Annotated in this window: 16 protein-coding genes and 1 pseudogene; 6 read left to right on the top strand and 11 right to left on the bottom strand. The window is 61.8% G+C overall.

Features of this window, described 5'->3' with window-relative positions; translation table 11 throughout:
- Positions 1-45: 45 nt before the first annotated feature.
- The gene (locus tag NW804_RS05850; RefSeq protein WP_414423091.1) at positions 46-2,895 is read left to right on the top strand and encodes a tetratricopeptide repeat protein; all 2,850 of its coding nucleotides are present in this window, start codon (positions 46-48) and stop codon (positions 2,893-2,895) included.
- Here NW804_RS05850 and NW804_RS05845 read toward each other — a convergent pair.
- From NW804_RS05845 to NW804_RS05830, 4 genes are all read right to left on the bottom strand, one after another.
- Positions 2,879-4,501 carry a copper resistance CopC/CopD family protein gene (locus NW804_RS05845; RefSeq protein ID WP_414420339.1) on the bottom strand — a complete coding sequence of 541 codons (1,623 nt, stop codon included), beginning with the start codon at positions 4,499-4,501 and terminating at the stop codon, positions 2,879-2,881. The two genes, NW804_RS05850 and NW804_RS05845, sit on opposite strands and share 17 nt — an antisense overlap.
- 17 nt (positions 4,502-4,518) lie before the next feature.
- The gene (locus NW804_RS05840) at positions 4,519-5,091 is read right to left on the bottom strand and encodes a YcnI family protein (protein WP_414409624.1); all 573 of its coding nucleotides are present in this window, start codon (positions 5,089-5,091) and stop codon (positions 4,519-4,521) included.
- An 81-nt stretch (positions 5,092-5,172) separates the two neighbouring features.
- Complete coding sequence (locus NW804_RS05835; RefSeq protein WP_414409623.1) at positions 5,173-5,496, bottom strand: hypothetical protein; 324 nt, start codon at positions 5,494-5,496, stop codon at positions 5,173-5,175.
- The gene (locus NW804_RS05830) at positions 5,496-5,843 is read right to left on the bottom strand and encodes a c-type cytochrome (RefSeq protein WP_414393791.1); all 348 of its coding nucleotides are present in this window, start codon (positions 5,841-5,843) and stop codon (positions 5,496-5,498) included. The genes NW804_RS05835 and NW804_RS05830 overlap by 1 nt, the downstream gene beginning before the upstream one ends.
- A gap of 144 nt (positions 5,844-5,987) precedes the next feature.
- Here NW804_RS05830 and dnaG point away from each other — a divergent pair, with 144 nt between their 5' ends.
- Positions 5,988-7,886 (top strand): DNA primase, encoded by a 1,899-nt coding sequence (dnaG, locus tag NW804_RS05825; protein WP_414423090.1) that lies wholly within the window; start codon positions 5,988-5,990, stop codon positions 7,884-7,886.
- On the opposite strand, the gene NW804_RS05820 is transcribed toward dnaG, so the two are convergent.
- The 4 genes from NW804_RS05820 to NW804_RS05805 all read right to left on the bottom strand — a co-directional run bounded on the left by NW804_RS05820 (position 7,866) and on the right by NW804_RS05805 (position 11,302).
- Positions 7,866-9,107 (bottom strand): NAD(P)/FAD-dependent oxidoreductase, encoded by a 1,242-nt coding sequence (locus tag NW804_RS05820; protein WP_414423089.1) that lies wholly within the window; start codon positions 9,105-9,107, stop codon positions 7,866-7,868. The genes dnaG and NW804_RS05820 overlap by 21 nt on opposite strands.
- 101 nt (positions 9,108-9,208) lie before the next feature.
- Positions 9,209-10,003, bottom strand: coding sequence for a photosystem II manganese-stabilizing polypeptide (locus NW804_RS05815; RefSeq protein WP_414393399.1), 795 nt, complete (start codon positions 10,001-10,003; stop codon positions 9,209-9,211).
- 116 nt (positions 10,004-10,119) lie between these two features.
- Positions 10,120-10,863, bottom strand: coding sequence for an ATP phosphoribosyltransferase (gene hisG / locus NW804_RS05810; RefSeq protein ID WP_414393400.1), 744 nt, complete (start codon positions 10,861-10,863; stop codon positions 10,120-10,122).
- Between the two features lie 49 nt (positions 10,864-10,912).
- Positions 10,913-11,302 (bottom strand): DUF1818 family protein, encoded by a 390-nt coding sequence (locus NW804_RS05805; protein WP_414393402.1) that lies wholly within the window; start codon positions 11,300-11,302, stop codon positions 10,913-10,915.
- 62 nt (positions 11,303-11,364) lie between these two features.
- On the opposite strand from NW804_RS05805, the gene NW804_RS05800 reads away from it, so the two are divergent.
- From NW804_RS05800 to NW804_RS05790, 3 genes are all read left to right on the top strand, one after another.
- Positions 11,365-13,011: a SpoIID/LytB domain-containing protein gene (locus NW804_RS05800; RefSeq protein ID WP_414423088.1), complete on the top strand. Its 1,647-nt coding sequence runs from the start codon at positions 11,365-11,367 to the stop codon at positions 13,009-13,011.
- A gap of 8 nt (positions 13,012-13,019) precedes the next feature.
- On the top strand, positions 13,020-14,027 hold the full coding sequence (gene era / locus NW804_RS05795) for a GTPase Era (RefSeq protein ID WP_414393405.1): 1,008 nt from the start codon (positions 13,020-13,022) through the stop codon (positions 14,025-14,027).
- 69 nt (positions 14,028-14,096) lie between these two features.
- Positions 14,097-14,699, top strand: a complete 603-nt coding sequence (locus NW804_RS05790; protein WP_414393407.1) for a glutathione S-transferase family protein — start codon at positions 14,097-14,099, stop codon at positions 14,697-14,699.
- A 74-nt stretch (positions 14,700-14,773) separates the two neighbouring features.
- Here NW804_RS05790 and smpB read toward each other — a convergent pair whose 3' ends face one another.
- Positions 14,774-15,238, bottom strand: a complete 465-nt coding sequence (smpB, locus tag NW804_RS05785; protein WP_414393409.1) for an SsrA-binding protein SmpB — start codon at positions 15,236-15,238, stop codon at positions 14,774-14,776.
- A 31-nt stretch (positions 15,239-15,269) separates the two neighbouring features.
- Positions 15,270-16,643, bottom strand: a complete 1,374-nt coding sequence (gene der, locus NW804_RS05780; RefSeq protein WP_414423087.1) for a ribosome biogenesis GTPase Der — start codon at positions 16,641-16,643, stop codon at positions 15,270-15,272.
- Positions 16,644-16,782: 139 nt separating this feature from the next.
- On the opposite strand from der, the gene NW804_RS05775 reads away from it, so the two are divergent.
- Complete coding sequence (locus NW804_RS05775) at positions 16,783-17,973, top strand: aspartate aminotransferase (protein WP_414423086.1); 1,191 nt, start codon at positions 16,783-16,785, stop codon at positions 17,971-17,973.
- Positions 17,974-17,976: 3 nt separating this feature from the next.
- Here NW804_RS05775 and NW804_RS05770 read toward each other — a convergent pair.
- Positions 17,977-18,306: pseudogene (locus NW804_RS05770) on the bottom strand (hypothetical protein); the annotation flags it as partial.
- Positions 18,307-18,324 lie beyond the last annotated feature (18 nt).

Raw genomic sequence — 18,324 nt, 5'->3', positions numbered from 1 at the left:
GAGCCAGCTTGCTGTGACCAAGGTCACAGCGGGGCAAGCTGGGCTATGGAAGACAAGGTTAAGCCGGGAACCCTTCTGCGGGGACGCTACGAAATCCTTGGCCTTTTGGGGCAGGGGGGCTTTGGGGTTACCTACAAAGCGGTGGATCGCGACACTTTCAATACTCCCTGCGTGGTCAAGCGCCTGCGCCCCCTCTCCACCGATCCCTACACCCTGGCCACGGCCCGCAAGCTGTTCGAGCGGGAAGCCAAGGTTCTCAACCGGCTCAACAACTACGACCGGGTGCCCCGCCTCTTGGCCCACTTCGAGCAGGATCAGGAGTTCTACCTGGTTGAGGAGTTCATTGCTGGGCACGATCTCGGCCAAGAGCTGGTGGCTGGCCAGCCTCTAAGCGAGGCGGAGGTCGTCAAACTGCTGTGGGAGATTCTGGAGATCCTCCACTACGTCCATGCCCGTCAAATCGTGCATCGGGACATCAAGCCAGCCAACCTGATGCGCCGCGACGCCGATGGCAAGCTGGTGCTGATTGACTTTGGGGCGGTGAAGGAGGTGGGACGGCTAGGCAGCCCTGCCCCTGGCCAAACCCAGTTGGCGACGGTGATTGGCTCAGTGGGCTACATGGCCCCGGAACAGCTCAGCGGCAAGCCCCAGCCCTGCAGCGATATCTATTCGGTTGGGGTGCTGGCCATTCAGGCGCTCACCGGCCGTCCCCCCACCAAGATCCCAGACGATCCGTGTACTGGCCAGCTCCTCTGGCGGGATCTAGTACCGGTTAGCGATGCCCTAGCGGAGATTCTGGATCGCATGGTCTGTCCCCGCTGGCAGGAGCGCTTTCAATCGGCGGCTGAGGTAATGGAGGCGCTGCGGCCTCTCCTGCCTACCCCCACCGAAGGTGTAGCGCCTGCTCTTTCCCAGCTTTCGGTGGATCAGCTCTTGGCGATGCGCTTGGTAACCCGCGGCCAGGAAAAAGCTCGCCAAGGGGATCTGCAGGGGGCGATTGCCGACTACACGTTGGCCATCCAACTGGATCCCCAGAATGGCCGCGCCTATAGCCAGCGGGGCAGTGCCCGCTACAAAAGTGGCGACTGGGCAGGAGCTGTGGAGGACTTCACCCAGGCCATTCAACTGACAGGGGATGCCCGTGCCTATGTCAACCGCGGCATCGCCCGCTACCGGCTGGGGGACTATGAGGGGGCAGTTGCCGATTACACCCACGCTCTCCACCTCAACCCCAACTGGGCCGTGGCCTACTACAACCGCGGCAACGCCTACCGGCAGCTCGAGCAAAACCAAAAGGCCATCGAGGACTATTCCCGCGCCCTTGAGCTCAATCCCGAGGAAGTACGGGCTTATTTCAACCGCGGCGTGGTGCGCGGCCATCTGGGAGATGCGCAAGGGGCTGTGGCCGATTTTTCCGAGGTCATCCAACGAGATCCCCAGGATGTGGAAGCCTATTTCAACCGGGGCGTGGCGCGGGCGCAGTTGCTGGACTTTCAGGGAGCGATTGAAGACTACACCCAGGCGCTGCAGCGGGATCCCGCCCACTCTAAGGCCTACTACCACCGCGGCCTAGCCCGCCAAGCTTTGGGGGATCCCCAGGGGGCCATCGAGGATTTTTCCCAAGCCATTGCGCTGCAGCCTGCTGGGGCCTCTGAGGCAGGGGTGGCAGCGCAGGCGGAGCTCTATCTGCAGCGGGCTATAGCCTACCTGGGCAACAACGCCCTGGAGGCAGCGCTGGCTGACTGCGAACAGGCGCTCCGCCTTAACCCGGAGCTGGCGCCGGCCTATTTCTACCGAGGGCTGGCCCGCCAGGAGTTGAGAGATCCGGCAGGCGCCTTAGCCGACTTCAACCGCGCCCTGGAGTTGGATCCCCAGCTGACCAAGGTCTACCTCAACCGTGGGATTGCTCATCTGGATCTGGGCCAACTGGAAGCGGCTCTTGCCGACTTGAACCAGGCCATTGCTTTGGATCCCAGCGATGCCAGGGCCTACAGCAGCCGCGGGCAGGTCCACAGGCTTTTGGGGGATCCCTTGGCGGCCCTGCAGGACTACACGGCTGCCCTAGAGCGGGATCCGAACAACCTGCAGCTCTATTTCCACCGTGGCCAGGCCCATTTCGACCGAGAAGATTGGCCGGCAGCCTGTGCGGATTTCTCCCAGGTGCTGCAGGCGGCAGCCCAAGCTGAACCAGAGCTGCTAGCCAGTGCCCATCTGCGCCGGGGCATGGCGCGGCAACGGCTGGGGGACTGGCAAGGGGCCCTGGCGGATTTCACTGCCCTAATCCAAAAGCAGCCGCAGGCGTCTCAGGGATTCGCCCTGCGGGCGGCGGTACATCTGGCTTTGGGCAACCAAGAGGCAGCGCTAGCCGATCTTGACCAGGCTTTGAGCTGCAACTGCGACTGGGGGCTAGCTGATGCCGCCCTGGCCTACTGTCAGCGGGGGGATCTGCACCGCCAGGCCAACCGGCCGGAGCAGGCCATTGCCGACTACACCCAGGCCCTGCTCCTGAACCCCCAGGAGCGTCAGGCTCTCTTCTGGCGGGCCCTGCTGTGGGATCAAAGGGGGGAGACCGACAAAGCGCTGGCCGACTACACGCAACTGTTGCAACTGGAGCTAGAGCCCCAGGAGCGCCTCTTGGCCCTGAACAACCGCGGCTGGGCCCATGCCCAACAGGGAGATTTTGCAGCGGCCCTCCAGGATTACACCCAAGCCATCGCTCTGGATCCCGCCCACTTCAAGCTTTACCTCAATCGCGCCCTGGCTCGTCTTGCCCTCGGCGATTGGCAGGGAGCTTGCCAGGACTTCCAAACGGCTCTCCAGCTGCAGGACTACGACGGACGGCTCTTGGAAGCAGCGGCAGGGATCCCTTCACTTGCCCCTACAGGACAACTCTGATTTGCCCACGCCGCTCCTCAAAGTCGCTGATCAAGAGTCGCACCTCAATCTGCCATTCTCCCCCTAATGTCAGGGGCACATTCTCAACCGCAAACTGGCCGGGCTTCTTCGGCAGCATTTGTCGGCGCAGAGGTGGGATCCCGCGTTCGGGCAGGGAAAAGGCCAAGTTCAGCTCCTGGGCTGGGATCTTTTTAACCTCCACTTGAACCCGGTTGTTGCCGGGTCGACAGGGCAAGATCCGCAGGGAGAGGCTGCCTTCTGGCCAGCTCAATTCCTCTTGGCAAGACGGCTCTGCAGGGGAGCTCCTCTCCTGTCCAGGCGGAGCTTGAGCTACCAAAAAACTGGTCAGGGCCAGCACCAGGATCAGTCCCACCAGCTCCAGGCGGACGATCTGGCGTAGCAACCGGCCCACCGCCTGCCCACCCTGCCGTAATGCTGGCACCAGCCGAAACTTGTTGTGGGCGCCCAGCCCCACCATCATTAGCACTATCAGCAGCTTGGTCCAAAGGTATCGCCCATAGGGATGATCCCAGTCCCAGCCGCCGTGAATCCCAGCCATTCCCACCCCCGCTAGGATAAGCCCCGGCACTGCCCAGGTGGCTACGTCAGAAAACCGTTGGATAGTGCCTACAGATGGGTAGGGAGCAGATTCCCTGCTCAGCAAGCGCTCCAGCCCCCATAGCCCCCCTAGCCAAAAAGCCGAGCCGGCTAGATGTAGCCCCAGCAGCGCCATCGTTCCTGCCGGATACTCGCTCGTGAGGGCATGGCCAATGGGCAGAAACGATCCAATGACCAACACCGAGCCCACACTGCTGGCCCAGGCGGCACCTCCCTCGCAGGCCCAGATCAGAACTCCTAGCCCCACTAGCCGCAGTGCCGTACCCCAGCCGTAGGGAGAAAGCATCACACTCAGCAGCTTTTGCCCATTGAGGTGGGGGTAAAGCTGGGCCAAGTGCAAACTGAAGGCCACCAGAGTCAAACTAAGGGTGAGCCAAGCTGCCACGAAAGCCCAGGCCTTAAAGGACTCCGTCCTGCTGGCGCGAACAGAGAGCTCTATTCCATTTGCCCCCAAAACGCTCGAACGCCCCTGCAACAGCCGCCACCAGCCCAACACCCCCACCACAAAGAGGCTGCCCAGGTAGATCCCCCAGCGCACACCTACCAGCGGCCAATATAGGGGATCCCTTCTTCGGAGGTGGGCCGCCCTCACCGCTTGAACCAGCTCTGGATCTGCAGTCCCCACCTGGAAGACAAACGAGCCACTCACCGGATGGGAATCAGCGGAAATGGCCCGCCAACTGACAAGGTAAACCCCCGCTGGGATTCCCTGGGGCAAATCCCCCTGAAGCGCCTCGCCCCTGCTCACCAGGTTTTCCAGGGGCAATACCTGTCCATTTCCGTCCAAAACCTGGAGCTGCGTAAGCTGCACCGGCTCATTGAAAACCAGCCGCACTTGCGTCGGCGCTTCCTGGAGCACCGCTCCATCTTCCGGGAAAGTGGAGAGCAAGCTGGCATGGGCGAAAGCGGGCGAGATCCCAGCCGTCCACAGCAAGAAGCCGAGGATCCCAGCCCAAATCCCAGCAAAGACCCTTCTAGGGCGAGACATCCTGCCCAGCAGGCCGCCTAGCGACTGCCGTGACCATGACCCTGTCCACTACCTCCACCTGTCAGCTTCAGCAGCGGGGCCGGCTCCGGCAAGCTCTTGGGATCCTCGCCCGGCTGCGCCACCTGGATCCAGCGGTGCATGCCTTTTTCGCACTCCTGGATCACCGGGATGGGGATGACCTCGCCGGGCCGATTCGGCAGCTTGGCGCTGATGCTGAACTCATCCATGAGGCCATCGGGCAGCGAGCCGCCACTCCAAATCACCTCGGCAACCGTTTCGGTGATCATCTTCCCGTGGGACTCGTATGGGGTCTTCAGCGGCCTTTTGACCGTCTCGATTTTCCACAGAGGGTGCACCATCGGCTTCACGGAAACAAATCCCTCTGGGATCTGCACCCGCAAGCGCTTGGTTGGGGAGCCATCACATCCATGGGGTACGCGAAAGGTGAGCTTGGTGTAGCTGCCTGCCGGGGCTTCTTGGGGATGGACGGTAACATGAGCCCAGGCAGAAGAAAGAGGCAAAAAGCTCATACCCAAAGCCAGCAGAGATTTTCTGGCTAGAGCTAGGTAACTTTGCAGATGCAGACCCATTTCCAATCTCCAGAGCTAAGTAACTTTGCAGACCCATTTCCAATCTCCTTTTTTTCCAATTTCTTTAGTTTTCCAATTTCTTCAGGGATGGCGATGGGATCCGTGGGATTCCATCAGGCTCATGCTGTGCTGGCCCCAACTGGAGAGACCCATGGACACCAGGCCGGCGCTGGCCAAGCCCATGGACACCAGCCCAAAGGAGAGAGCGCCCATGGCTACTAGGCCAATGGAGAGGATGCCGTGGGTTACCACACCGATGGCTACCACCCCATGGGCAGAAATGCCCACCGCCACCAGCCCATGGGCCCCTATGCCCACTGAGAGAAGCTGGCAGCGGGATCCCTGGACTTGACGGCCCTGCTCCTGCAGCGCCTGAGGTGCCACGGCCACTTCGTCCTGGGCCATTAGCCCTTACTCCAGTTGTGCTCAGCGCGATCCAAGACGTAGGCGGCCACCGCCTCGATCTCTTCTGGCTTGAGGAGCTTGCCAAAAGCAGGCATGGCCCCTTTGCCGTTGCGCACCTGGGCTTGGATTAGCTCTAGCGTATCCACGTGGTACTCGTGCAGGGCAGCTAGGGAGAGATTTTTAGCCGGCACTATCGAGTTGCGCCCGTTCAAGTGGCAGCCCACACACTTGGCCTGAAAGACCTTGGCTCCTAAAGCCAAATCCGGCTCAGCAGAAGCCACTTGCGGGCTCCAAAAGACAGCGGCACCGACAAGCAAAAGCAGCAAGAAAAGTTTAACGATCCGCATTTTCCTCTCAACAATTTGCAAAAGACTGTTCATGGAAAAATCTAGTTTTTGAAGCTAGACCATTATCTCTGGCGGGTCAGGCCACGTCAAAAGACAGCCTGTCAAGTCCCCCCAGCTACCATAGGGTGGAGGATCCCTAGGGCCATGAGCAGTCTGCCGCCGGAGTTCATCCAGTTAGTGCGCCAGAAGGCCGACATCGTTGAGGTGGTGGCCGAAAAAGTGGTGTTGCGCAAGCGGGGGCAAAACTTTGTCGGCCTCTGCCCTTTCCATGACGACCACAAGCCCAGCTTTCACGTCAGCCCCAGCAAGCAGATCTACAAGTGCTTCGCCTGTGGCGCCGGGGGAGATGTCATCCGCTTTGTTATGGAGACCGAGCGCCTTTCCTTTGCCGAAGCCGTGCGCTGGCTAGCCCGCCGCTACCATGTGCCTGAGCCCAAGGGATCCTTCTCCCCAGACTACGAACGCCAGGTCTCGCGTCAGGAAAAGCTGCTGGAGGTCTTGGCCATGGCCGCCGACTTCTACCGGCACGCCCTCCACTCCCCGGTGGGATCGGCGGCTAGGGAGTATCTGCATAGCCGCCGCTTGAGCGAAGAGACCTGTCAACAGTTTCAAATCGGCTTTGCTCCCTCCGGATGGCAGTCGCTCTACGAGTACCTGGTTAACCAGAAGCGCCAGCCGGTCAAGCTTCTAGAAGAAGCCGGCCTGCTGGTGCCGCGCCAGGGAGGAGGCCACTACGACCGCTTCCGCAACCGCATCATGCTGCCCATTTTTGACCTGCAGGGGCAGGTCATCGGCTTTGCCGGCAGGGCTTTAGGAGAGGAGCAGCCCAAGTACCTCAACTCCCCAGAAACGGAGCTTTTCAACAAGAGCCAGGTGGTCTATGGCCTCAACTTTGCCCGCGAGGCCATCGCCAAAGCCGACCAAGTTTTGGTCGTGGAAGGGTACTTTGATGTGATCGCCCTGCACCAAGCCGGCATTGCCTATGCGGTAGCCGCCATGGGCACGGCCCTGACGCCGCACCAAGTCAAGGCTCTGCTGCGCTACACGCCGTCCAAGCGGGTCATCCTCAACTTCGACGCCGACCGCGCTGGGTTGAATGCCGCCCTGCGGGCTATTCAAGCCGTTGAGGAGCAGGCGCGGCGGGGGGAAATCGAGTTGCGCATCCTCACCCTTCCTGCTGGGAAGGATGCCGACGAATTCCTGCGGCAGCACCCGGCTTCCCAACTAGAGGCCCTGCTGGCTCAGGCTCCCCTATGGCTGGACTGGCGGATTGAACAGGTGCTGGCCGGTCGGGATCTCAGCCAGGCCGCCGATTTCCAACAGGCCTATCAAGCGCTGGTGCAACTGCTGGCCGGTCTAGGTGGACAATGGCGCTCCTTGTATATCCACAAAGTGGCGGAATTGCTCAGCCGGGGCAGCGCTCGCCTCAGCCGCAATCTGGAAGAGGATCTGCGCCGCGCCGTGCGCCAGTACCGCTGGTCAAAACCCCAACAACCTGCTGCCGACCGGGGATCCAAACTCTTGCAGTCCGAGTCCCATCTTCTGCAGATCTACTTGCATTTTGCCGAGTACCGCCGCGAGATCCGCCAAACCTTGATGGAGCGGGAGCTGCAATTCAGTTTCCGTCCTCACCGGGAGCTGTGGCAGCGGATCTTAGAGCTGGTCTCGGCTCAGCCGGAGCTGGAAGACGAGGAGGAGGGTCTTTTGACCGCCCTGCGCACTCTCTGCGCCCAGGACGACGCCCTCAACGAGCGCCTCAGCCACCTGCTCTGGCAGGACGAAACTACCCGCGTAGCTCTGATGCGTCCACGCCTGGTGGTGCGGGCTGCTCTAGCCAACATGGAGCTGGAAATTCGTCAGAAGCGCTACCGCTACTGGACACAGCTCTGGGAGCAGGCCTTTTCCGAAGGCAACACCACTCTAGCTGCCGAATACCAGGCCAGCATTCACCAGGAATATCAGGCTATCTTGGCCTTGCAGCGCCAGGTGCAGCTTAACCTGGAAGATTTGCCGGAGACAGCGCTAGCGGAGGAGTGGACTTAAGCAGTTCCGGGTCCGCTCTCCCTCAAGAGAAGGGGCAGGGGGGGAGGGCGCAGTGAAGCGCGCCGGCGAGAGACTGGGGAGCCACTCATCCGCCTGGCCATACGCCTGCTGGGCAAAGCGGCGGGCTAAGGCCGGCAGGATGGCCAAAGGGCTGCTGAAGCCAGAAAAGAGTTGTAGCCCTTCCCAGCCGGGCAGGGATCCCACCAAGGGATAGTGATCGCCACTGAAGGCCACCAAGCAGTGACACCAGCGCCCGGGCAAGTGGGCCACTTGGGGTAGGTAGCGCCCCACCTGCGCCCGGATTTGCGCTTCGCCGCTAGTGGCATCCAGCTGGGCTTGAGGATCCGTCAGCACCCGACTGATCTGGCCCAGGCGAATGCTGCCGTCCAGAAACTGCAGGATCCCGACATCCAGGATGGGCGGGCAGAGCTCCTGCCCTGGCTTGTCCCAGAGGGGATCCCGGTCGGGGTGAGCCGCCTGCCGCTCCAGCTCCAGGCGCTGCACCGGCGCGCTCATGACAATGGTTCTCAGCCGCACTGCCGCAGGCTCTAGCTCGAGGGATTCGGCGTGGGTGAAGTAGATAGGGGCATAGATGCCAGCTTGACGCAACAAAGCCCGTGTCCAGCCGCCGGCGCACACCACCACCTGGGCTGCCCCGTGGAAGTCGGCGGGTGTCTCTACGCCGGTGACCCGCTGCCCTTGCCGCCGCAAGCCAGTTACGCTTTGCAAAAGCAGGGATCCCCCCAGGCGTTGGAAAGCCCTCCGAAAAGCCAGGGTCGTCAGCCAGGGGTGGATGTGGCCGTGCTGGGCCCAGAGCACGCCCTCCAGGGCCGCCGGCTGCAAAAGGGGCTCCAGCTCACAGGCCGTCTCCACCGGAATCCGCTGGGGTGGGATGCGACAGTCGGCTAGATCCGCCTCCACCGTTTCCACTGAGTAGCCAGGAGCAACCAATAGGAGCAGATCTAGCTCGCGAAAGTGAATATCTGCCTCCAGCTCCTCTGAGAGAGTGCGGTAGCGCTGGATCCCTTCTTCCCCCAGAGCTTTGAGCAGGGGAGTTTTTCCAGCCCAATGAGCCAAGCCACCGTAGCTATAGCGGGTGGCACTGGCGGGCAGCGCCTCCTTCTCAAGGAGAAGAACGGATCCCCCCTGGCGGGCCAACTCATAGCTTAGGGCTGCTCCGGTGATCCCGCCGCCGACAACAATCCAGTCATAGTTGGCCATGCCTGTCGCGCTCCTCGGTTGGCAATTGCTCCGCCCTTGCCAGGAACACAAAAACAGGCAGGGATCCGCCCCTGCCCTAGAATGGCCTGCCTCAGGCTTTTTTAGGACTCCTGCGCCAGACGGGCATAAAACAGGCCCTGAACGCGAACGGTGCGAGGTTCCAGTGCCCCTTGCTCGGTACTAGACGGCTGAATGCTCACAAAGGAGCCAGCGATTTCTCCAGTGCTGGAATCTACGCGAGCAATGCGCAGCGACATTTTCCCCCGGGAAATCTCGTCCACCTTGCGGTTGGCCGCAAAGTCCTCCTTGGCCGCCTGCAGCCCCACAGCCGTGTCGTAGCCAGTGCTAGAACCCCGCCCCCGCGAGTCGAGGAAGCTGCTGGTACGGTAGCCAGGTACCAAGAACTCGCCTTCAAAGTCCGTTGAGGGATCGATGACCGACCCTTGAGCGGTGGCCACCAAGTCTTTCACGCTAAACAAAAAGGGCACCAGCTCGCGGCGAGGCAACTGACCGGTGGTTGGCTGGAAGGTGATCCCATCCACCACTTTGAACTCCAAGCCGCCCTCTTTGGCAGTGACTTCCGCTTTAATCGGCCCCAGGGTAGCGGCCGAGATCATGATGTTCTTGGCTTTGATAAACTCTTTTTCCCCGTTCCGTTTTTCTTCTTCCACCTCAATTTGCACGGGCTGGAAGCAGACATCGGTCAGCTTTAGGGATTCGCCCTGGGGCACCTCAATGCGGCCGCGGGCATTGTCCGAGACCGACGGGCAAATAGCCGCCTTGCCCGTGTTGCGGATCTGGTCGTAGGTTAGAGGGGCCTTGGCTGCCTCAGCCCGAAAGGCGAAGACGCCTAGACAAAGCGCCAGCAGGATGGCGAGCAGGGGACGGTACCGCATAATCAACCTCGAAAAACCTGTTTTGAATCTCTTGGGAAATAAACCAGTGCCCCCATTGTACGCAATCGCAATCCGCTCTTTGCTAAGCCAAGCAAAGTTTCTTGACTGGGCAAGAACTAAAGCTGGCTAACCGCTAGAGATCCCAGCCAGTGCTCTCGGATTTGGGCCACCAGTTCACCGATGGGCTGCTGGTTGACCCGGTAGCTGGTGGGATGGGCAATCAGGCGGGCTGTGCTCTCGAAGAGACAGTCCCGCTCCACCAGGCCATTTTCCCGCAGGGTGCGGCCGGTGGCCACCAAGTCCACAATGGCATCAGCCATGCCCGTGAGGGGAGCCAGCTCCACTGAGCCGGCAAGGGAGATGAGCTCCACCGGCAAATCCAGGCGGTCGAAATACTCGCGGGCACAGCGGACAAACTTGGAAGCTACCCGGGCATAGGGCGGCAACTGGGCTGCTGAGGTGTAGGGGCTGTCTTGGGGAAGAGCCACCACCATGCGGCAGTAGCCAAACTTTAGGTCCAACAGGTGGGCTACCCCCGCTTCCCTGCCGGCATAGCGCTCCCGCAGGACATCGTAGCCGACAATCCCCAGCTGGGCCTGGCCGTACTCCACGTACACCGGCACGTCCTGGTTGCGCACCAGCAGCGCCGCGTAGCGCTGTCCCTTGAGCTGGGTAGGGGATTCAATGCGCAGGAGGCGATTGGCCGGATCCAAAAAGCGGCTAAAGTCGATCCCTACCTGCTGCAGACAGCGGATGGCATCGGCTAGCAAAGCTCCCTTGGCTAGGGCAATGGTGATCGGCTGACGGTCGGGAGGATGAACTTGGCAGTCGTGCAGCTGAAGATCCAAAGCTGTCGACATGAAGGGGGCCGCTGTCCCAGGGCAACTCCCAATCCTAGCAACTGCTAGGTCATCTGTGCTCCCGAAACTGGGCAAGAGCACGGCACAGCCCCGGGACAGCCTCTGCTGGCCAGAAGCCCTCGCCGCGCCGGCCCTGGTGCAACTGTAGGTAGAGATCCCAGGCAGCGGGGCTGCCGTGGGCAATCAAAGTTAGCGAGGGGAAGGTCTGCTCCAGGGTGAGGCTCTCTTCGGCCATCAGTTGGGAGGCCATGGCCTCCATATCCCGCTGCAGGCAGTACACCCCCTGCCCAAAAGCTTGCCACTCCTCTTGAGTTAGCTCCAGCGCCCAGGTTTCTCCTCCCACAAGGGCCACAAAAGGAGAGCGCCGGGGATCCCAGCCCAGTCGCCAGCCGGATCCCTTGCAGAGAGGAGAGGGGGTAGAAGAGAAAAAAGCCTCCATGCTGGGTTAGGCCAAAAAGATGCAGGTAGAATCAACGGGTGCGTTACCAGCATAAAGCGCCGATGCTCAGTTACCAACCTCCCCCCACCCAGCGGCGGCTTCCTCTCCAGGGCACGCTCGGCTGGGGTGTGCTGCTTGCGGCTTTGGCGTTGCGCGCCACAGGGGATCCCGGAGGAACCTGGGCCACGGTGGCTACCCCGCAAAACCCGATCTTACGGGTGGGCATCCTGCAGCAGTTTGGTCGCTCTGAACAGGATCAGGTGGAGTTGGCAGCGCCAACCGGGTCGCTACTGACGCTGGAATTTCCCCAGGCCGACGGCAGCACCCAGAGGCAGCGCACTCCGCGCGTAACTGTCGGGATCGTCAACCGCGCCTTGGCCACTCCAGAAACCGTGTACCGCCTTGTTCTCAGCAGCCACAAAAGTTTTGAGAGCGCCGAGGCCAGCGCCAAGCGTTGGCAGGCTTTAGGGATCCGCACCGAGATTGCCCAGCCGCAGGAGTGGCAAGTGTGGGCCAGCCGCGCCTACACCCCTCAGCAGTTGGCCCAGATTCAGCGCTATGCCCAGGCCAAGGGGATCCCCCAGGTGCGGCTTGAGGTCCAGCAGCGGCGCCAACAGCCCCAGCTAAGCTGGGTGCATGGCCACTTTCGCTACCACCGCACCCGGCTTCAGGTAACCTCGGACGCGGGCTATCTGCGGGTAAACGACCGCTACTATGCCGGCTCGATTACCATTCAGCCTAACGCCTACGGCAGCTACACCGTGGTCAACGCCGTGCCGCTGGAAACCTATCTGCGGGGGGTGGTGCCCCACGAAGTAGGGCCGGGAGCTCCCTTTGCCGCCATGGCCGCCCAGGCAATTCTGGCGCGCACCTACGCCCTCAAGAACCTGCACCGCTTTCAGGTCGACGACTACCACCTCTGTGCCAACACCCACTGCCAGGTCTACAAGGGGCTGACGGGAACCCATCCGCGGGCGGACGAGGCCGTTCGCCAGACCAGCGGCTTGGTGCTTACCTACAATGGCAAGCTGGTGGATGCTGTGTATTCTTCCTCCAACGGCGGCATCTCGGCAGGCTTTGAAGAAGTTTGGGACGGCGAGCCGCGCCCTTACCTGCGCCCCCGCGCTGACCTCGCCCACCAGCCCGCTCAGCCCTTTGATTTGCGGCGGGAGAGCGACTTCAAGGCTTTTCTGGAGCAGCGGGAAGGTTTCCATGAAGCAGGGGTATCCCGCCTTTTCCGCTGGGAGTTCTCCCAATCCCTGGCGGAGCTCAACGCCCAGCTGCGGGCTGCCCAAGAGTACCTCGGGATCCCTCTCCCCGAGTGGACGACCATCCAGGGGCTGCAGGTTCTGGAGCGCTCGGTCAGCGGTCGGGTTCAGGCGCTGCAAGTGGACCTGCAGACACCCCAAGGATCTCACTCGCTGGTTTTGCGCAAGGATCAGGTGCGCCTAGCTTTTCCCCGCCTCTACAGCACCCTGTTTCGCGTCGAGCCCCTAAAACAGGGCAAGGAGCTAGCGGGCTACCGCTTTATCGGCGGCGGCTTTGGCCATGGGGTGGGGCTGAGCCAGTACGGCGCCTACACCCTAGCCCGTCGGGGGTTGAATGCAGCCGAGATCCTCGCTTTCTACTACCCTGGCACGACCCTGGCCAAGCTGGGATCCCTCCCCGAGGCTTCGCTGGCTGACCAGTCCTTGTCCGTCCAGAAGTAGCGTTCCCCATGGCAGCAGAGCAGCAGAATGCCGGCCATCCTCCGCTTGAGGAGCAGGAGATCTCAGCCCCGCTGGAGCCCGTTCAAATAAGGGGGTTGGAGCCCTCTGCCCTCCCCGCGGCCCCACCAGGGTTTAAGTCGGGGTTTGCGGCGCTCATTGGACGGCCCAATGTGGGCAAGTCCACTCTCATGAACGCCCTGGTAGGTCAAAAGATCGCCATCACCTCCCCTGTGGCCCAGACCACTCGCAACCGCCTGCGCGGGATCCTCTCCCTCCCCCAAGCCCAGATCATCTGGGTGGATACTCCTGGCATCCACAAGCCCCTCCACCGACTGGGGGAGATCTTGGTGCACAACGCCCAGGCCGCCATTGGGAGTGTGGACGTCGTTCTCTTTGTGGTGGATGGCTCAGTGCCAGCAGGTCGCGGTGACGCTTTCATTGCGGAGCGGATCCCTGCCACTACCCCCTGCATCCTTGTCTGCAACAAAGCCGATCTCCTCAAAGACGCTGCCACGCGCCAAGCTCACCAGGAGAGCTACCAGGCCCTGCGGCCCGCTGCGCCGGTGGTTTGGGTGTCTGCCTTGGATCCCGGCAGCTTGCCACCCCTTATCCAAGTCACCGTCGACCTGCTGCCGGCTGGGCCCTACTACTATCCGCCAAACCTGGTCACCGATCAGCCAGAGCGATTCATCATGGCGGAGCTCATCCGGGAACAGGTGCTGCTGCACACCCGCGAGGAAGTGCCCCACTCGGTGGCCGTAACCATCGACCAGGTGGAGGAAACCCCCAAGGTTACCCGCGTCTTGGCCACCCTCTACGTAGAGCGGGACTCGCAAAAAGGGATCCTCATTGGCAAGGGAGGGGAAAGGCTCAAGCAAATTGGCCAGGCTGCCCGCCTTCAGATTCAAAAGCTCATTGCCGGCAAGGTGTACCTGGAGCTGTTTGTCAAGGTGCGGCCCCACTGGCGGCGCTCCGAGCACCTCCTGCGCGACTTCGGCTACCGCCTCGAGACGTAGGGATTGAGCAGAGCGGCGGTTGCGGCTAATCATGGAAATGGCAATGCTTCCCGTGGAAGGCTAAGAACCATGCTGCGACTGTACGGGATCCCCACCTCTGGCAATTGCTACAAGGTGGAGCTACTTCTGAGGCAGCTGGGGATCCCCTATGAGACGGTTGAGGTGAACTCCCGCACCGGCGAGAACCGCCGCCCCGAGTACCTGGCCAAGAACCCCTTGGGCCAGATCCCGGCCTTGGAGCTAGAAGACGGCACGGTCTTGGCCGAGTCGGCTGCAATCTTGGTCTATCTAGCAGAAGACACCCCTCTCTATGGCCAAACGCGGCTAGAGCGGGCTGAGATCCTGAAATGGCTGTTTTTTGAACAAACCCGCATTGCTCGCTACATTGCCACTACCCGCTTCCTCGTGCGGACTGGCCAGGCCGAGGCCAACGCCGAGCTGATTGCCCAGAACCTAAAACTGGGCACGGAGGCCTTGGAGATCATGGAAGGCCATCTGAAGGGGAAAGAATTCTTTGTGGGCAACCGCTACACCATCGCCGATCTGGCCCTCTTCACCTATACCCACGTGGCGGAGCAAGGCGGATTTGACCTCAAGCCCTTCCCCAACATCCGCGCCTGGTGTGAGCGGGTCAAGGCCACCGAGCGCTTTTTCCCTCTCCCTGGAGCCTAGAGGTCCCCCTGCAGCCGATTGACGGAGAGTTGCCGGGCAGCTACCCATCGGAACTACCGAGAGCTTGGCAGGCCTTAGCGCCCCTTGAGCTCGCGCTGGATTTCCCGCCGCGTCTCCCGTTCCTTAATGGCTTGCCGCTTGTCGTGAAGCTTTTTGCCGCGGGCCACGCCCAGGTGGGCTTTGATCCAGCCGCGGTTGAGCACGAGCCGCAGGGGAACCACCGTCAGGCCCTTTTGCTCCACCAAACCCCGCAGGCGATCAATCTCACGGCGGTGCAGCAGCAGCTTGCGGCGGCGGGTGGGATCGTGGTTGAACTCCTTGCTGGTAGTCCCGTGGGGGGCAACATGCAAGTTGTGCAGCCAGGCCTCGCCATCGCGAAAGAGCGCAAAGGCATCTTGGAGATTGGCTTTGCCTGCTCGGATGGACTTGACCTCCGTGCCGGTGAGTTGGAGCCCAGCTTCGTAGGTCTCCAAGATCTCATACTCAAAGCGGGCGCGGCGGTTTTCCACTAGAGTTTTGACGTTGGGATCCACAGCCATAGACTTTTTTGAGGTTTGGCTAACTCCAATCCTAGGGGGAGGCCAGGGATCCCTCCAGCTTGCGCACTTCCTGGGCCACCCGCCGCTCCGACTTGCCGCGCCAGACAAAGCGGAGGGGAGTGCCGGCAAAGTCTAAGTTTTGCCGGAAGTGTTTTTCCAGGTAGCGGCGGTAGTTTTCTTTGAAGAGATCGGGATCGTTGACGAAAAGGAGGAAAGTGGGGGGCTGCTCTGCTATCTGAGTGCCGTAGTAGATCTTGCCCTGCCTGCCCTGGCGGTTGGCGGGGGGCGATTGCCAAGCAAGGGCTTCCTGCAGCACTTCGTTGACCACGGAGGTGGGGATGCGTTTGCGATGGGCGGCTACCACGGTGTTGACCTCGGCGAAGATCTTGTGGGTGCGCTGCCCTGTGAGGGCGCTAACAAACAACAGGGGCGCCCAGTCGATGAAGTAAAGCCGCTCGCGGATCTCGCGGGTGTACTCGTTGATGGTGTAGGTATCCTTTTCCACTGCATCCCACTTGTTGACGACGATAATGCAGGCGCGGCCCTCTTCCTCAATGCGGCCAGCCAGCCGCTGATCCTGCTCGGTTACCCCCTCCAAGGCGTCAATGACCAGCAGCACCACGTCTGAGCGCCGAATGGCCTTGAAGGCCCGGTTGATGCTGAAAAACTCCACCCCGTACTCCACCCGGCTTTTCCTACGGATCCCGGCTGTGTCGATGAGGCGGTAGGTCTGCCCCTCCCACTCCACCAGGGTGTCGATGGCATCGCGGGTGGTGCCGGCGATGGGGCTGACAATGGCCCGCTCGGATCCTACTAGGCGGTTGAGCAGGCTGGACTTGCCCACATTGGGCCGGCCAACAATGGCCACGGCAATGGGCTCTGCTTCAGTTGCGGCTTCCTCCCCTCCTGGCAGATGGGGCAGCACTGCCTCCAGCACCTCTGCCACGCCATTGCCGTGGAGGGCAGAGCAGGGGATCGGCTCGCCCAGCCCCAGCTTCCAGAAGACTGCCGCCTGGGCCAGGCCCAGTTGCCCTGACTCGCACTTGTTGACGGCCACCACCACTGGCAGGGGTTGTTTGCGCAGCCAATCGGCCAATTCTTTGTCGGCGGGGGTCAGCCCTTCGCGGCCATCCACCACGAAGATCACCGCGTGCGCTTCGGCCATCGCTGCCATGGCCTGCTGGCGAATATGGGGCAAAAATTCGCTGTCGTCGCCAAAGACCAGTCCGCCCGTATCCACCACCCGCAGGCGGCGCCCATTCCACTCCACCTCTTGGTAGAGGCGATCCCGCGTTATGCCAGGCTCGTCGTGGACAATGGCCGCCCGTACCCCCGCCATGCGATTGACGAGGCTGGACTTGCCCACGTTGGGGCGACCCACAACAGCTACTAGAGGTAAGGGCACGGCTGCTGTTGAGAAAGCCAAAGCTGGATCTCTATCCTAGCCGTTGGCTTTCCTGCCGCCCAAGACTGGCCTTGCTCTAGATTGCCTTGGGAGCCGCTCTGGCGGTAAGCTGTGCAGTTAACCCCAATTCCGTGGCTTTATGAACCTTGCCCCTGCCCAACGCCTGCGCAAGCTGCCTGCCTATGTCTTTGCCCGGCTGGACGAGCTCAAGGCCCGCGCCCGCCAGCAGGGGCTGGATTTGATCGATCTGGGCATGGGCAACCCCGATGGCCCCACCCCCCAGCCGGTGGTGGAAGCAGCCCAGGCGGCCATTGCCGATCCCCTCCACCACGGCTACCCTCCCTTCGAGGGCACGGCTAGCTTCCGCCAGGCCATTGCCGAGTGGTACTGGCGCCGCTATGGAGTAGAGCTAGATCCCAATGACGAGGTGCTGCCTCTTCTGGGATCCAAAGAGGGCCTGACCCACCTGGCCTTGGCCTATGTGGATCCCGGGGATCTGGTGCTGGTGCCTAGCCCCGCCTACCCGCCCCATTTTCGCGGCCCCTTGATTGCCGGCGGCCAGATCTACCCGCTGCTGCTGCGTCCGGAAAAAGGGTGGCTCATTGACCTGCAGGAGATCCCGCCGGAGGTGGCTAAGCAAGCGCGGCTGCTCTACTTTAACTACCCCAACAACCCGACAACGGCGGTGGCGCCCCGCTCCTTTTTTGAAGAAGTGGTGGAGTTTGCCTGCCGATACGACCTGCTCTTGGTGCACGACCTGTGCTACGCCGAGCTGGCCTTTGACGGCTATCGGCCCACCAGCCTGCTGCAGATCCCCGGTGCCAAGAACCTGGCAGTAGAGTTCCACACCCTCTCCAAAACCTACAACATGGCCGGCTGGCGGGTAGGGTTTGTGGTGGGCAACCGCCAGATCATCCAGAGCCTGCGCACCCTAAAGACCAACCTCGACTACGGCGTTTTTGGAGCTATCCAAAAGGCCGCCGAAACTGCCCTGCGCCTGCCCAATAGCTACTTGGAGGAGGTGAAAGAGCGCTACCGCCGCCGGCGCGACTATCTCATTGCCCGCCTGGCGGAGTTGGGCTGGCAGATCGAGCCGCCGCGGGCGACGATGTACCTCTGGATCCCCACCCCCCGCACCGCCGACGGCACCCCCGAAGGCTCGACGGAGTTTGCCCTGCGGCTTTTGGAGTCCACAGGCGTGGTCGTAACCCCTGGCAACGCTTTTGGAGAAGGGGGAGAGGGCTACGTGCGGATTAGCCTCATTGCCGACTGCGAGCGCATAGGGCAGGCCATCGACCGCTGGGCCGAGGCCGGGATCCGCTACTGCTGAGCCTCAGTCTTTCGGAAGGTGATACTGCTCCACAATCCGCCGGGCAAAGGGAGGGACATGCCGCTCCAGCTTGTGGGGATAGTGGCGGCGCACATAGAGATAGTTGCGGACAAAGTGGGAGTCGATGGAAAAGCGGGCATACTCCAGGCCGCGGGGCCCAAAGCGCTGGATGGCTGCCCCCAGGATCCGAGCCAGCCATAGGGGCAAGCTCAAGGCTTGCTCATAGGCTTGGATCCCCTGTTGCACTGCCGCTTGCCGCGATCCCTGCGAGATCACCGGTTGGGTTTCCAGCTCTTCCCAAACCAGATCCAGGAGCTCCCGCCCGCGCGAGTCTGTCTCTTATACACATCT

It is taken from the genome of Synechococcus sp. WC10meta, from assembly GCF_047461475.1.
This window is presented reverse-complemented; position numbering and strand designations above follow the sequence as displayed.

What these genes read in the sequence shown, in the direction of transcription:
- dnaG (WP_414423090.1), top strand. Translation starts at nt 5,988, where the DNA reads ATGAGCAGTCTGCCGCCGGAGTTCATCCAGTTAGTGCGCCAGAAGGCC.
- NW804_RS05845 (WP_414420339.1), bottom strand. Translation starts at nt 4,501, where the DNA reads ATGTCTCGCCCTAGAAGGGTCTTTGCTGGGATTTGGGCTGGGATCCTC.
- NW804_RS05850 (WP_414423091.1), top strand. Translation starts at nt 46, where the DNA reads ATGGAAGACAAGGTTAAGCCGGGAACCCTTCTGCGGGGACGCTACGAA.
- NW804_RS05800 (WP_414423088.1), top strand. Translation starts at nt 11,365, where the DNA reads ATGCTCAGTTACCAACCTCCCCCCACCCAGCGGCGGCTTCCTCTCCAG.
- NW804_RS05775 (WP_414423086.1), top strand. Translation starts at nt 16,783, where the DNA reads ATGAACCTTGCCCCTGCCCAACGCCTGCGCAAGCTGCCTGCCTATGTC.
- smpB (WP_414393409.1), bottom strand. Translation starts at nt 15,238, where the DNA reads ATGGCTGTGGATCCCAACGTCAAAACTCTAGTGGAAAACCGCCGCGCC.
- NW804_RS05805 (WP_414393402.1), bottom strand. Translation starts at nt 11,302, where the DNA reads ATGGAGGCTTTTTTCTCTTCTACCCCCTCTCCTCTCTGCAAGGGATCC.
- NW804_RS05840 (WP_414409624.1), bottom strand. Translation starts at nt 5,091, where the DNA reads ATGGGTCTGCATCTGCAAAGTTACCTAGCTCTAGCCAGAAAATCTCTG.
- hisG (WP_414393400.1), bottom strand. Translation starts at nt 10,863, where the DNA reads ATGTCGACAGCTTTGGATCTTCAGCTGCACGACTGCCAAGTTCATCCT.
- NW804_RS05790 (WP_414393407.1), top strand. Translation starts at nt 14,097, where the DNA reads ATGCTGCGACTGTACGGGATCCCCACCTCTGGCAATTGCTACAAGGTG.
- era (WP_414393405.1), top strand. Translation starts at nt 13,020, where the DNA reads ATGGCAGCAGAGCAGCAGAATGCCGGCCATCCTCCGCTTGAGGAGCAG.
- NW804_RS05820 (WP_414423089.1), bottom strand. Translation starts at nt 9,107, where the DNA reads ATGGCCAACTATGACTGGATTGTTGTCGGCGGCGGGATCACCGGAGCA.
- NW804_RS05830 (WP_414393791.1), bottom strand. Translation starts at nt 5,843, where the DNA reads ATGCGGATCGTTAAACTTTTCTTGCTGCTTTTGCTTGTCGGTGCCGCT.
- NW804_RS05815 (WP_414393399.1), bottom strand. Translation starts at nt 10,003, where the DNA reads ATGCGGTACCGTCCCCTGCTCGCCATCCTGCTGGCGCTTTGTCTAGGC.
- NW804_RS05835 (WP_414409623.1), bottom strand. Translation starts at nt 5,496, where the DNA reads ATGGCCCAGGACGAAGTGGCCGTGGCACCTCAGGCGCTGCAGGAGCAG.